The 13915-nt window shown below is 47.0% G+C and carries 11 protein-coding genes; all 11 read right to left on the reverse strand.

Translation table 11 applies throughout. The annotated features are described in order from the left end of the window. Positions 1 to 165 precede the first annotated feature (165 nt). Positions 166 to 1476 carry a glutamate-1-semialdehyde 2,1-aminomutase gene (gene hemL, locus KNQ04_RS01165; RefSeq protein WP_214846751.1) on the reverse strand — a complete coding sequence of 437 codons (1311 nt, stop codon included), beginning with the start codon at positions 1474 to 1476 and terminating at the stop codon, positions 166 to 168. After that, the gene (gene hemB / locus KNQ04_RS01170) at positions 1473 to 2462 is read right to left on the reverse strand and encodes a porphobilinogen synthase (RefSeq protein WP_214846753.1); all 990 of its coding nucleotides are present in this window, start codon (positions 2460 to 2462) and stop codon (positions 1473 to 1475) included. Before hemB ends, hemL begins: the two co-directional genes overlap by 4 nt. After that, positions 2459 to 3145: a uroporphyrinogen-III synthase gene (locus KNQ04_RS01175; RefSeq protein ID WP_214846754.1), complete on the reverse strand. Its 687-nt coding sequence runs from the start codon at positions 3143 to 3145 to the stop codon at positions 2459 to 2461. Before KNQ04_RS01175 ends, hemB begins: the two co-directional genes overlap by 4 nt. Further along, positions 3135 to 4061 carry a hydroxymethylbilane synthase gene (gene hemC / locus KNQ04_RS01180; protein ID WP_214846756.1) on the reverse strand — a complete coding sequence of 309 codons (927 nt, stop codon included), beginning with the start codon at positions 4059 to 4061 and terminating at the stop codon, positions 3135 to 3137. The genes KNQ04_RS01175 and hemC overlap by 11 nt, the downstream gene beginning before the upstream one ends. Positions 4062 to 4143: 82 nt before the next feature. Beyond that, positions 4144 to 5484, reverse strand: coding sequence for a glutamyl-tRNA reductase (hemA, locus tag KNQ04_RS01185; protein ID WP_214846758.1), 1341 nt, complete (start codon positions 5482 to 5484; stop codon positions 4144 to 4146). Between the two features lie 200 nt (positions 5485 to 5684). After that, positions 5685 to 6836 (reverse strand): AI-2E family transporter, encoded by a 1152-nt coding sequence (locus KNQ04_RS01190; protein WP_214846759.1) that lies wholly within the window; start codon positions 6834 to 6836, stop codon positions 5685 to 5687. Between the two features lie 33 nt (positions 6837 to 6869). Continuing rightward, positions 6870 to 8306: a glycosyltransferase family 2 protein gene (locus KNQ04_RS01195; protein WP_214846760.1), complete on the reverse strand. Its 1437-nt coding sequence runs from the start codon at positions 8304 to 8306 to the stop codon at positions 6870 to 6872. Beyond that, entirely contained in the window at positions 8296 to 9315 is a 1020-nt protein-coding gene (locus tag KNQ04_RS01200; protein ID WP_214846761.1) for a HEAT repeat domain-containing protein, read from the reverse strand. Before KNQ04_RS01200 ends, KNQ04_RS01195 begins: the two co-directional genes overlap by 11 nt. Then, positions 9312 to 10061 carry a DNA-binding transcriptional response regulator gene (locus KNQ04_RS01205; RefSeq protein ID WP_214846762.1) on the reverse strand — a complete coding sequence of 250 codons (750 nt, stop codon included), beginning with the start codon at positions 10059 to 10061 and terminating at the stop codon, positions 9312 to 9314. The genes KNQ04_RS01200 and KNQ04_RS01205 overlap by 4 nt, the downstream gene beginning before the upstream one ends. Further along, positions 10062 to 13109, reverse strand: coding sequence for a hypothetical protein (locus KNQ04_RS01210; RefSeq protein WP_353049700.1), 3048 nt, complete (start codon positions 13107 to 13109; stop codon positions 10062 to 10064). Positions 13110 to 13332: 223 nt separating this feature from the next. Continuing rightward, complete coding sequence (gene yihA / locus KNQ04_RS01215; RefSeq protein ID WP_029331083.1) at positions 13333 to 13914, reverse strand: ribosome biogenesis GTP-binding protein YihA/YsxC; 582 nt, start codon at positions 13912 to 13914, stop codon at positions 13333 to 13335. Position 13915 lies beyond the last annotated feature (1 nt).

Genomic DNA, 13915 nt, shown 5'->3' on the forward strand with positions numbered 1-13915 from the left:
ACCAGCTCGTGGGGTGACCTTCACGCGGACACACTGTCACATCTCTCAGCCGGTGGATGTGTTCTCTCATACAGTCTGTGATCACGCTACTCTTCCCGTCATCGCTGTTTCCAAATTATTCTTCCCTTATTTTATCCGAGACGTCCATCGCCCGTCAAGAACTCCTTAACGGTTAAATTCGACCTGGAGTTCTTTAAATGTCAGTTCGACCGCTTCGATCGTCCGTTCGATATCGTCTTCCGAGTGGACCGTCGACAAGAAGAGTCCTTCGAATTGTGACGGTGGAAGGAAGATTCCGCGCGCCGCCATCTTTTGATAGTACGAACGGAACATCTCAAGATTCGATGTTTTCGCTTGTTCGAAATTCGTCACGGGCTGATCCGTGAAGAAGACACCGAACATCGCGCCGGCCCGGTTCGTCGTCAATGGAATGTTGTATTTCGCAGCAGCCTGTAAATAGCCCTCCGCGAGACGGTTCGCTTTTCGGTCAAATTCTTCGTAGTGTTCCGGTTTTAACTGCGTTAATGTCGCGAGACCTGCCGCCATTGCGAGCGGATTTCCGGACAACGTACCCGCTTGGTAGATCGGACCTTGCGGCGCGATTTGCTCCATGATGTCACGGCGTCCACCGTAAGCACCGACCGGCATACCACCACCGATGACTTTACCGAGACATGTGATGTCTGGTGTGACACCGAAGTATCCTTGGGCACAGTTGAAACCGACGCGGAACCCGGTCATGACTTCGTCGAAGATCAGCAACGTACCGTGTGCTTCCGTGATTTCACGAAGCCCCTCGAGGAATCCAGCTGCCGGCGGGACGAAGCCCATGTTCCCAGCTGCTGGTTCGACGATGACACCTGCAATGTCGTCGCCATGTTTTTCAAAGGCGGTCCGGACAGCATCCATGTCGTTATAAGGAACCGTCAACGTCATACTGGCGATTTGTGCCGGAACTCCCGGTGAGTCTGGAAGGCCAAGCGTCGCGACGCCTGAACCGGCTTTAATCAACAAGGAATCGCCGTGTCCGTGGTAACAGCCTTCAAACTTCAGGATTTTCGTTTTGCCTGTATACCCACGCGCAAGACGTAATGCTGCCATCGTTGCTTCCGTCCCCGAGTTGACCATTCGGACGACTTCGACCGACGGGACACGGCTGATGACAAGTTCCGCCATCGCCGACTCGATTTCAGTCGGTGTCCCGTAACTCCAACCACGTGTCGCTTGTTCTTGAATTGCCGCCGTTACGATTGGATCGGCGTGACCTAAAATCATCGGTCCCCATGATAATACGTAATCGATGTATTCTTTGCCATCGATATCATATAATTTCGAACCACTTGCCCGTTCTGCAAAAATCGGTGTCATGCCAACTGATTTATAGGCACGGACCGGACTGTTCACACCGCCCGGCATGAGTGGTAATGCCCGTTCGAAAGCGGCTTTTGATTTTGAGTTTTGATTGGTTAAGCTCATTTCGACCCCTCCAAGTAACGACAGATGTCTTTCGCGAAATAGGTGATGATTAAATCTGCTCCAGCCCGTTTAAAGCCAAGCATCGTCTCCATGACAATCCGTTCTTCATCAATCCAACCGTTGAGTGCTGCTGCTTTGACCATCGCATACTCCCCGGAAACATTATAGGCGACAATCGGTAGGTCGATTCGTTCGCGTACGTCACGGATGATATCCATGAAGGCAAGTGCCGGTTTGACAATCATGAAGTCAGCCCCCTGCTCCACATCCGCTGTCGCTTCCCGGAAGGCTTCGCGACGGTTCGCCGGGTCCATTTGATATCCTTTACGGTCCCCTTCACCTGGTGCTGAATTGGCCGCGTCACGGAAAGGACCGTAATACGCAGATGCATATTTGACGCCGTAGCTCATGACCGGGATATGGCTGAAACCATTCTCATCGAGCCCTTGACGGATCGCAGCAACAAATCCGTCCATCATCGAGGATGGGGCAATGATATCTGCACCAGCCCGTGCTTGAGAGACGGCTGTTTGGACGTGCAGGGGAAGTGAGGCATCATTATCGACCGTACCGTCCGCGACGATACCGCAATGGCCTGTCGAAGTATATTCACAGAGACACGTATCCGCGATGACCGTCAGTTGCGGTGCAATCTTTTTAACGAGACGTGTCGCTTCCTGGACAATCCCGTGATCGTGGAACGCCCCTGTGCCCTGTTCATCTTTTAAATGGTCATGCGGAACACCGAACAAGATGACGGACTCGATACCGAGCGAGACAACTTCTTTGATTTCCGCTTCAAGATGATCAAGCGATAAATTGAACACACCAGGCATCGAACTGACTTCACGCTTAATGTCTTCTCCTTCTGCGATAAACAGTGGATAAATCAAGTCTGATTTATGCAAATGATTTTCTCGTACGAGCGAGCGAAGTGAAGCCGTATTTCGTAAACGGCGGTGGCGTGCGAATTCTAATGTGTTCATTCCAGTTCCTCCTCTAAAATGCAGTCAATCAATCCGTCGAGCGTAAACGTCTTTGCGCTACGTAGAGGTCTCAGTCCTGCGCGTCGTGCAGCTTGTTCTGTGACGGGGCCAATCGCGACATACGTCGCAGACGTTTCAAGTGCTAACGAAGCGAGTGCTTCGACGGCAGATGGACTTTGTAATCCGATATACGTTGCGCCAGACAAACGTTCTCGCGGAATCTGGCGTATGTTCGTTTCATACGTCACGACTTCGAGGACGTCAGCTGCGACTACTTGTTTTAATCGTTCAAGCGGTTCCTGCCGCGACCGGTTTCCACGGGCAAAACAAATCCGCTGGTTCGGTAACAGTTGATGCTGTAACTCGTCAACGAGAACATCCCCTGTAAAAGCAGACGGAATGAAATCGGCGCTTCGACCTGCCCGTTCAAGGACTCGTGCCGTTTTTGTACCGACGACGGCAATCTTCGTCGCACGTAACTGCGGTAAATGCGGCACAATTCGTTCGACACCGGTCGGACTCGTCACGACTAACCAATCGAGTGCTGGTGGCAATTCGAATGCCACGGGTACTGTCACGATACTCGGTTCGTAAATGACGTCAATCTGTCGTTCCGCTAACCGCTGCACTTGCGCCGCGTTCGGCGGACGACTCCCGGTCAAGACCAGTCGCTTATAAGTCATCCGGCAACGCCGCGAGAATTTCGCGACCACCGGCATCGAGTAACCGATCAGCGACGAGCTGACCGAGTTGCATCGGGTCGAGCGAAGTTTCGCGTTCGAGTAAGATTTGTGTCCCGTCGACCGAACCGATGAAACCGACGAGTGTCGTCGATAAATCTTCGTTGATTGTCGCAAAACCACCAACCGGGACGTGACAGCTTCCTTCGATGGCAGATAAGAATGACCGCTCGGCAAACGCCACTTTCTCTGTCATTTGATCATGAATTAAATTTAAGAGATCACGAATTTCTTGGTCTTGATCACGGCATTCGATTGCCAAGATGCCTTGACCGACAGCAGGAATCATCGCGTCCGTCGAAATGTATTCTGAGACGATCTCATCTGACCACCCCATCCGTTGCAGACCGGCTGCTGCGAGTAAAATCCCGTCGAATGGTCCCGTCTTCAACTTTTCGAGGCGTGTATCAATATTTCCGCGAATCGATTCAATCTTTAAATCCGGGCGCAATTTGAGCAACTGTGACCCACGGCGCAAGCTGCTTGTCCCGACCGTCGCGCCTTCAGGCAGTGTCTCAAGCCCGCCGCCTGTTTTCGTAATGAGCGCATCGCGTGCATCGACACGTGCAGGTGTCGCACCGATGATTAGACCTGCCGGGAGTTCTGAAGGAAGATCTTTCATGCTATGGACGGCGAAATCGATTTCTTCATCCAGCATCTGTTGTTCGATTTCCTTGACGAACAATCCTTTTCCGCCGACTTTAGACAAGGTCACATCAAGGATGCGGTCCCCTTTTGTGATGATATTTTTGATTTCGAAGTCATATGGTGCACCCGCTTGTTTTAATTGCTCGATGACCCATTTCGTCTGTGTCATCGCTAATTTCGAACTGCGTGAACCTACTATGATTTTTCGCATGCTAAAATCCCCCTGTACAATAATAAAGGGGCGGCACAAGTCCGCCCCATGCTTTTCTATTGTAACACAATTCCCGCTTTGTTCATCGATTCACAGCTTTGCGTGGTTTAGAAGTTTCGTCTTGTAAAACGACTTCTTCGACAGAAGCATCAAATAAGTCCTCATCAAGTGCAAACGTGTCCATGAACTGGGCAATGCGTTGTTCTGCGTCCGGTTTTGCCGCCGCGTCTTTAATATAGGAGAGCGGCTCCCGCAGTAATTGATTGATGATCGATTTCATGTGTTTTCCGATGACGGCTTTTTCGCGCGCCGACATATCCGGTAATTTTCGTTCGAGGCTCAACATCGTATCTTGTTGAATTTTCAGCGATTGGTCACGCAGTTCCGTGATGATTGGTACGACACCAAGCGTCGTCAACCAACCTTCGAACTCAGCGATTGCCGCTTCAATCCGTAACTCGATTTTAGCCGCCTCTTTCATCCGCTCCGCCATATTTTGCTGGACGATTGACGTTAAATCATCGACGTCATATAAATGAACGCCCGGTAAATCACCTGCTGTCGGCTCGATATCCCGTGGTACGGCGATATCAATCAACAAAAACGGACGGTCACTGCGGAACAGTTGGGCTGCCGCGATGTCTTCCCGCTTGATGATGGCACGTTTCGCACCGGTAGAAGAAATGACGATATCAGCCCGAAGGAGGCCACATTGCATTTCGTTAATCGAATGTGCAGACCCTTCGAAACGATTCGCAACTTCTTCTGCTTTCGCCAGTGTCCGGTTAAAGACCGTGATGTCCCGTGCACCCGCTTCATACAGGTTGAGCGTTGTCAATTCACCCGTCTCACCTGCACCAATGACGACGATTGATTTGTCTTCAAGTGACCCGAGTAACTGTTCTGCAAGTGTCACGGCAGCAGCACTGACCGATACGGCACTTTCACCAATTCCTGTTTCAGCGTGGGCCCGTTTCGCAAGCGTCACCGCTTCTTTGAATAACTTATTGAAGACCGTTCCTGTCGTCTCGAGTTTTTGCGCCGTAAAGAAACTTGTCTTCACCTGACCTAAAATTTGTGTTTCCCCAACGATCATCGAATCCAGTCCACTCGTTACCCGGAACAAGTGCTTCATTGCATCAAACCCCTCGTGAATAAACAAATAAGGCTCTAGTTCCTCCATCGTCAAGCCGAACCAGTTCGCGAGAAAACGTTTTGTATAATAACGTCCTGTGTGTGGTTGATCCGTCACGACATATAATTCCGTTCGGTTACAAGTCGACACGATGACGCTCTCAAAAATACTCTTTTCATCTCGTAGCGCCACGACCGCTCCCTTCATCTCATGTTCCCCAAATGAGACTTGTTCGCGGATTGATACAGGCGCCGTCTTATTATTTAAACCGACAACTACGATATGCATGCGCTCTACCCCTTACGTCCAAAGATTTCATTCTCATCTATCTTTTCTTCTCTACTCTACATTATAACCATTATAAAAAAGATTCCAATCAATTTATAAACTAAAATGAGTCGAAGTTGTGAAATGTATCCTTTCATCCTATCCCTCTCTGTCACAAATCACAAACCCTCTGCTTGAATGGTTCGGCAGAGGGCGGATTGTTATGATTTTGAAGAATCGGTGATGATCGGTGAGTGTTCCGTCTGTAAGTCAAACTGTTGCTGACGCAAACGATAAATCCGGGCAATGTTTTGAATGACGACTTTTGATACCGCATACGTCGGGACCGCCAAAATGACACCGATGATTCCGGCGATTTTCCCGGCGACGAGCAAGACGATGATGATCGTCAACGGATGGACTTTCAACGTCTTACCTTGCACGTATGGCGAAATCAGATTCGATTCAATTTGTTGGGCGACGACAATCGTGATGATGGCATACAGTGCCTTAATCGGATCATCGATGAATCCGACGATGACGGCAGGCACCGCTCCGATGTAAGGACCGAGGTACGGAATGATGTTCGTGACGGTACAGAACAACGCAAGCAGTAAGGCATACTGGATGTCTGCGATAAAGAAACCAATCAATGACATCAAGCCGACACAAAGCGAGACGATGATTTGACCGTTGACATAGTGTTTGACGGTCACATGCATATCATGCAGGATGTTGCGCGTCTCTTTTTCGTAGCCTTTTGGTAACAGTTTGACGACCGAATCGGGGAACTTATATCCGTCAAGCAACATGTAAACTAAAATGAACGGGACGAGAACGATGACGAGCACTGTTGATGAAATCACACCAAAAATCGTTCCGACAGACGCCGTGACAGACTTAAAGACGGTTCCGATATACGAGGTCGCTTCATTCGTCCATTCGTCAAACAGTTCCGTATTGTGTTGAACCCAGTTCGAGATGAAACGATTCCCCATCAGCTGGTCACGCAGATTCAACGTTTGGTCACGTAACTCGATTACGAGGTCCGGAATACTTGTGACGAATTCCGTCACCTGCTTGACAAGGATTGGTCCGAGTAACGTAATGACCAGCGTCAGGATACTAATAAATGCAAGTAAAACAATCAAGACGGCAAGACCCCGTTTCTTGACCCGTTTTTGCAGCGTATCGACGATTCCAAGCGTAAAGTAATAAAAGATTCCCGCAATGATCAGCGGTGGAAAAATCAACGCGAGCATGACTTTAATCGGTTGGAACAAAAACGAAATCTTCGTCCCGACCCAGATGACTAAGAAAATCGTCAAGATCCAAAGTAATGCTTTAAACCATTTGTTTCGAAGTAAGTCCACGAACAATCCTCCTACATGTTGTCATTTCAAACATTAACTCGTTTTTTCTTCTTGTACGACTTCGTCCAGTCGCTGCCGTTCCATTTTACCCCACTGACCGCGTCCCGTCATGAATTGAATTAATCCCCCGAGCTTAAAGAAGACGAGAATCGGGCGGTACCAAAACGATTCCGTCAATGACCACAAGTACAGTCGAATCAATTCTTTTACGTTCTTAAACCGGTGCATCGTCCACTCTTCGAGTAAGACAGCGCCAGCAGACAGGAGTGAACCATATAACAAGGCGACCGTTAACAGGACGATTCCGAACTCAAAGTTCAGCGTCCCGACAAGTAAGTTGAGCGGAATGATGAAGTAACCGATTAATTCGACGATCGGACCAAGTAACTCAATCAAGAAAAAATATAACATCGAGATGCTACCGACGAATCCGTAACGCGGATTCCCGATCATTCGTTTGTGGGTCCATAACGTTTCCGCAAGACCACGATGCCAGCGCGTACGCTGCGAACGTAACACGTCCATCGTTTCTGGTGCTTGCGTCCAACAAACGGGTGACGGAACATATTCGATGCGCTTGTTCAATTTATTTTCCTTCATGTACCGGTGAAGACGGACGACGAGCTCCATGTCTTCTCCGACCAGTCCCTCCTTATATCCGCCCGCCTTGACGACGATATCTTTTTGGAAAAGACCAAATGCCCCGGACACGATCAACAACAAGTTAAATCGGCTGAGTCCGAGTCGCCCGAACAAAAAGGCACGGAAATATTCAATCATCTGCATCAAGACGATTCGTTGTTTCGGCGTTCTAATTTCAACGATTTCCCCGCCTTCGATCGTACAGCCATTCACGAGGAAAATCGATCCGCATGTCGCGACGACTTCCTCATCTGATTCGACGATTGGTTTCATGACCTTCAATAACGCATCTCGTTCCAATACAGAATCCGCATCGAGGGAACAAAAGTACGGATAACTCGAATAATCGATACCGGCGTTCAACGCATCTGCCTTCCCGCCGTTTTCTTTATCGATGACGATGAGACGGGCATCGATTCGCGAACGATAGACTGCTTTGACCGGTTTTGAACCAATCAAGATCCGAGGGAAGCGTAATTCTTTTTCAAGTTCATAGGTTTTAAACAATTGATCGATTGTTCCGTCACTCGAACCATCGTTAATGACGATGACTTCATGCTCCGGATAATCGATTGCAAGCAACGCTTGAACACTCGTGACAATCGTGTACTCCTCATTGTAGGCTGGGACCAAAATACTGACCGGCCGTGTGTAGAGTGACCGCATTAACGGCAGATACGAACTTTCCTTCCGACGAAAGCGTTGCTTCCGAACCATCTGTGCGGAAATCAGATAAAGTGACGAATAAAATAAAATGACGAGAATCATATAGATGAGAACGGTCCAGGATAGGACATTGATGACCGATTGTATGGTTTCAGATGACATGTTGTTTCATCTCCTTCGCTAAGCGTTCCGTCGCTTTTTGTTTCGCATAACGGTCTGGATGCGACTGTGCGACAAGTGCGAGTTGCTCCAGTCCTCCACAAGCGAGTAACGCATCAAAGGCAGCCGTCCGAACCCACCAGGAGCGACTCCCGACGAAAGGCAGAATCGATGTGACATTATCTTTTCGTCCGACATTTTCTAGAAAGCGAAGGGCTAACATCTGTTCGACCCAACTCGATTCTTCTTCAAGATACGGGAGGTAGAGTGCCCAATCTTCTTCAAGCCCGATCCGCGTCAAGGCGCGTAACGCGCGTTTTCGAACTTCTGGATGATCATCCATCGTCTTATTACGAACGAGTTCCAAGTACTCCGTCTGATCTCGGTCATGAATCAATTGGAGAATCGCCATTTGAAACGACAAGGTCAACTCATCAAACGATTGAATCCACAGTGATAAATCTGTACTTCGTCCAACTGCGAGTACAGCTCCAAAAAAACTGATTTCCTGGTTCGTTTTTGCCGCTTCGATTGCAAACGATGGAGAAATTGAAACCAGTGTCCGAATGATGACATCGACTTCTTCTTTTGAGATATCCGTAGCCAATCGTTGTTTAAGTGACTCAGCAACAGGACTTAGTCGAAATTGGGCAATCGCCTCGTAGGCATTGAGTCGACGGTCAATCCGCCGATGATTAACTTGTTTTGCGTAGTACGGTAACAAACTCACTTCAACAAACTGATAAATACGCTCTAAATGATGTTCGGTTGCCGTCAAATTAGAAAATGCGAATAATTCAAGCTCGACTAAATCTTCATGTCCTTTTTTGACAGCTGGCATCTCACTTTGTTCTTCAGTCGCATATGCATACAGTTCTTCCCGAAACTGCATTTGCCAATCAAGACGTGATTGTTCTTGTTTTCCTCGTTTACGCTTTTGAATGACGAGATATAAAAGTGCTCCTACTTGCAACACGACAAGTAGGAAAATGAAGAACAAAATCCATCTCATGACCTCACCTCTTCGATACGTCGAATCCAAGCCCGGAACTCCTCTACTTTCAGCGGTAACGTCATGATGCCGTCGACACCTCGCTCGATTGCTAGGACGTGATCACGTTCGCGGTTGTACATCGAAATCATGATTGAATGAAACGGCACGATACTCTGTTGTTTCGCACGTAGCAATAGCTCTAGACCATCTGCTCGCGGTAGGGCCGAAGAAAAGACTAGCAAGAAGGGTCGGATCGCGACATGCTCTTCAAAAAAAATCTCTGCTCGTTCATACGAAATTGCCGTTTCGAAACGCTCTACTAGTTCCCGTTCAAGCATTCGTTTTAAATGTGGATCTTCCGTCACGATAACGACATCTTTGACACGTTGAACACGTTTATAGCGCATCAACCGATCAAGTATTAATGCTTTTGGAAGATTGCTCGGAATGACTTCACGGGCATTCTCTAACAAATAGAAAGTATCATCTTCATCTTGCTTCAGATAAATGACTGGAGTCCTTTCTTCATCGAATGGCTCGCTCGCGACGACGACATCCGCATACGAAATATCTGTTCGAATACATTTCCCTTCTTCAAATAAATTGTTGATTGCCTCTGGCATTACACCGACCGTATGAATAAACAAGACTGCTGAAGTCGATTGTCCGACCTCAGCCTCCCCATATTCTATCGTCGTTCCTGTCTCGTCATTCGTTGGTTCGATTGATGTATGAATCAATCGCCATATCTCTTCTCGACGCATTTATTCCACTCCTTTGCTAAATGCTTGACGCATCGTCTCATAGATTGGCTTCAATTGTTCTTTTTGTTGTGGACTTGTCCATTCAGACCAACTATAAAATCCACGGTTAACTTCAGGTATACGGGTCGTCCCGACTTGACCCGTCACTTCGATTCCTTCTGTCACCATTTTTGCTTCGAGACCCTCTTTCCAAAAATCACCGATGATTTCATGTTTACTTGGATCGCGCATGTTCAAGACCATCCACGGAATCCGAAGTTCGATTGTTGGTTTAGTTAAATCCGAAATATCCGTCAAAATGCTGTCTGCTGATCCTTCGTGCAGTACACCGGTATCCCATTTGACAGCAGGTTTGACAATTTTTTTCGTGACTGGATCACGTCTTGCATAGTCGAGCATTTGATAAATCGGGTTGAAGTTCCCACTATTTTTTTCATCACTTGGTGGAGCGACCATCTCAAAAGGCATCTTCAGTCCATAATGATAGCGGAAGATATCATAGCGTTCATCCACATCGATGCGCGCCTTCTTGTCGATTGTCAAACGATATTCCGCTCCTTCTTCGAGCGTCATGTCCCCAACTCGCTGATTTCCATCATTTGGTTTTGTTGACAAGGCAACCGTCGTCGGCTCGACTTTTTTTCGATCAATACGTAAATACAGATAAGCTTCGTCGGATGTCATATAAATTGCCTGTTGCTCGTTTTGAGCAATCGGGGCATAGCCATCCCAATCGTCCATTTTTCCATCGATGACGATGTCCGAACGTAAGAACCCAAGCATCCCGAAATGCTGTTCACTCGTCTGAACGTTCGACCAGCGTGGTCGTGTATTCGCATCGTCATAATCCATCGTGTTCCACGTCCGCTTAAACCATTCATCTTGCCAAATGAAGACGAGTCCTCCAGCCATTTTTGTATCAACAATATCTTGGTAAAGATTCGCGACTAACTCACCTTGTTTTTCTTCACTGACATGTCCTTGATCAAATCCGTTTGGTCCAAGATGCGTTTTACCTCGCGAACTCGGGATTCCGAATTCAGAGACGAGGATTGGCATTTCGTGATACGTGTTTATTTTTTTCAAATAACGACGATATGATTCAGAGCTCGTATCCGTCTTTTTCCCAAACTCTTCTTTGATGAACGAAGGATAATACGGATAAATATGATACGAGGCGAATAAACCTCCTGCAAAGTTCTTCGTCGCTTTTAAATGATTAAAATCGAGTGAGACAAGATCTTGTTCTTCCTCTGCTTCGTTCGGGTGTGAGAGCGGATCCGTCGTCGGCCAGTTCGTTGATCCAATCGGTCGTGTCGTTTTGTATTGATTGACTTCATAAGCTGTCGCCGTGTCCATTCGTCCCGCTAACCACGACTCAAAAGGAGAAGCATCTTTTGTTGTCGTGACATAGTTTCCTTCAAAACGTGTCCCTTTATTTTTTTTATTCGTTTCCACGACTGCCTCCGGCAACCACTCGATTCCGAAGACGAATGCTGAAACGTATTGCGAGACGTCCGATGTGTACGTTCCTGACGCATGCCCAACTACTTCTTTAACGACTGCATTTCCGTGAATGACATCGACCATTCGCTTCGCTTCAGTGTCGGTCATTTTTAAAAACTCAGGATTGTATGCGTTTTTGAGTTCCTCGAACGGCTTTTCTTCAACCCACATTCCTTGCATTAAATAAATCGGTTTCTTCGCCGTCTCATTGTAAGCCTTTAGGGCATCATAAAAAGCTGGTGGGTGAAGTGTATAGATTCGAATTGTATTAACTTCCATTTCCCCCATTTGTTTCAGCCAACGGTCATATTCATTACGACTGATGGCATGTTCCCCTGGGAATGCACCCGGTCGTCCGAGACCAACATTTACGCCTTTGACGAAGTATGGCTTCCATTTTCCATCCTGATACATTTCGAGCGTATCTTGTCCTTCGCGTGCTCGCGTCCGTAATGTTTGATCATTAATCGTCGTCGCGGCAAGTGGTTTTGTTTTGACTGCTACTTGCTGAACTGATTTTGTCGATTCTAGGATGTGGTGCAAAGTCGGTGCGTAAACTTTCCAAAAAAAGGCCGTTTCACTTTCTGCACCATCTAAAATGAATTGTTTGCGGAACCATTCCAGTCCACTGTAGCGGTAGTAGCGCGGGATATCCGCAACATCCGTATAGTCACCCGCAAAATAATGCGCACTTCCTTGTGTCACATATGCTGGAAATTCAAGCGGAAGCTGTCGCGCCCGTAACATCGCTTGCGTTTGTTTTGATGGTTTCCACGAGAAGTGGGCTTGTTGTTCTCCACCCTCTAGTTCCAATACCTCGAACCAGTAATTGTAGCGGACTTCATCTTTAGCAGCAGTTTGCTGTTGATCCCACTTATACAGTAACGGGGTATCATCATTTACAAAAAAAGCTTCCCCTGTCGAATCATTAATGAAGACATAACCCGGTCCCGATAATTTAAAGGTCTTTTCTTTTGCTTGAACCATTAGCTTTTCTTCGACAGTTGGATCAAGTCCTTGTAATTCTTTCAAGTCAGGGAAAAACCGGCCAATCCATCCTGTCCAAGCCGTTCCGAATAATTGATGAAACGATTTAGAACGGTCAGATGGCGTTGGGCTCGCAGCCGTATTAAACTCGGCGACAACTGTTTTTCCTTTTGAAATGGCATCGGTCGCCAGTTCTACATCCTCGGATGTCAGACCACCGCGATGTTCTTTTTTCCCGTTGACGGAATAATTTTCCCCATACGTGTCGGTAAACAACAAGACATCTGCTTGTTCCGCTTGTTTCAGCATTGCTGCACCTTGCGTTCCGTCATAGCGATTAATGTAATCGGTGTACTTGTAATCTTCTCCAGACTCTTTTCGAATTTTTAAGTGATTTAATAACCAAGTCGTTCCTGCATGCTCACGTTCATCTTTGCCGACCGTGTAATCAAATAACATGATGTTTAATGTCTTCTCTTTCTGCACAAACCACAAAGCGAGTGGCGTTAAAATAAGAACTATCAAAATAAATGCAATCCATGTATACCGTTTCACGCGTACACGTCCTTCCATGAGTACAAATTGTTCCATGAGTACAAGTTGTTCTTATCATTGTAACTCTAATTCCTAAAGTCGCATATATATGGATATTTAAAATTCAAGTAAGGAAGCAGTTTGTAAAAAGAAACAATAAAGTACAAAAAAGACTACTGTTCACATTATATGAACAGTAGTCTGATTCAATGGTTTCACTTCTATCCTACTTTGCGCCTCTTTTTTACAGATGACTGTAAATCGCTTCCCATGCTGCATCGACACCTTCACCCGTTTCAGAAGAAAACGGAATGAACGTATCTTGACCATCAAATTGCAGTTTCCGCTTGATTGCTGCAATCTGCTTATCGCGCTGACCCCGTTTGATTTTATCGAGTTTCGTCGCGACGACGATCACCGATAAGTCGTAGTACTTCAAGAAGTCGTACATGATGACATCATCTGCTGACGGTTCATGACGGATGTCGACGAGTAAGACAACACCTTTTAGTATTTCACGTGTCGTGAAATACTTTTCCATCATCTTGCCCCATGCTTCTCGCTCTGTTTTCGAGACTTTCGCATACCCGTATCCTGGTACGTCAACGAACATCAGTTCATCATTGATGTTGAAGAAGTTTAGTGTTTGTGTTTTACCTGGTTTTGAAGAAGTCCGGGCGAGTGCTTTTCGCTGGACGAGCTTGTTGATGAACGAGGATTTTCCGACGTTCGATCGCCCGGCTAACGCAACTTCCGGAAGGAGTGGTTCCGGATAATGTTCCGGATTGACACCACTTGTAATAAAATCTGCTTTATAAATTTTCATG

Source organism: Exiguobacterium sp. s193 (genome assembly GCF_018618755.1).
Classification (GTDB): Bacteria; Bacillota; Bacilli; order Exiguobacteriales; family Exiguobacteriaceae; genus Exiguobacterium_A.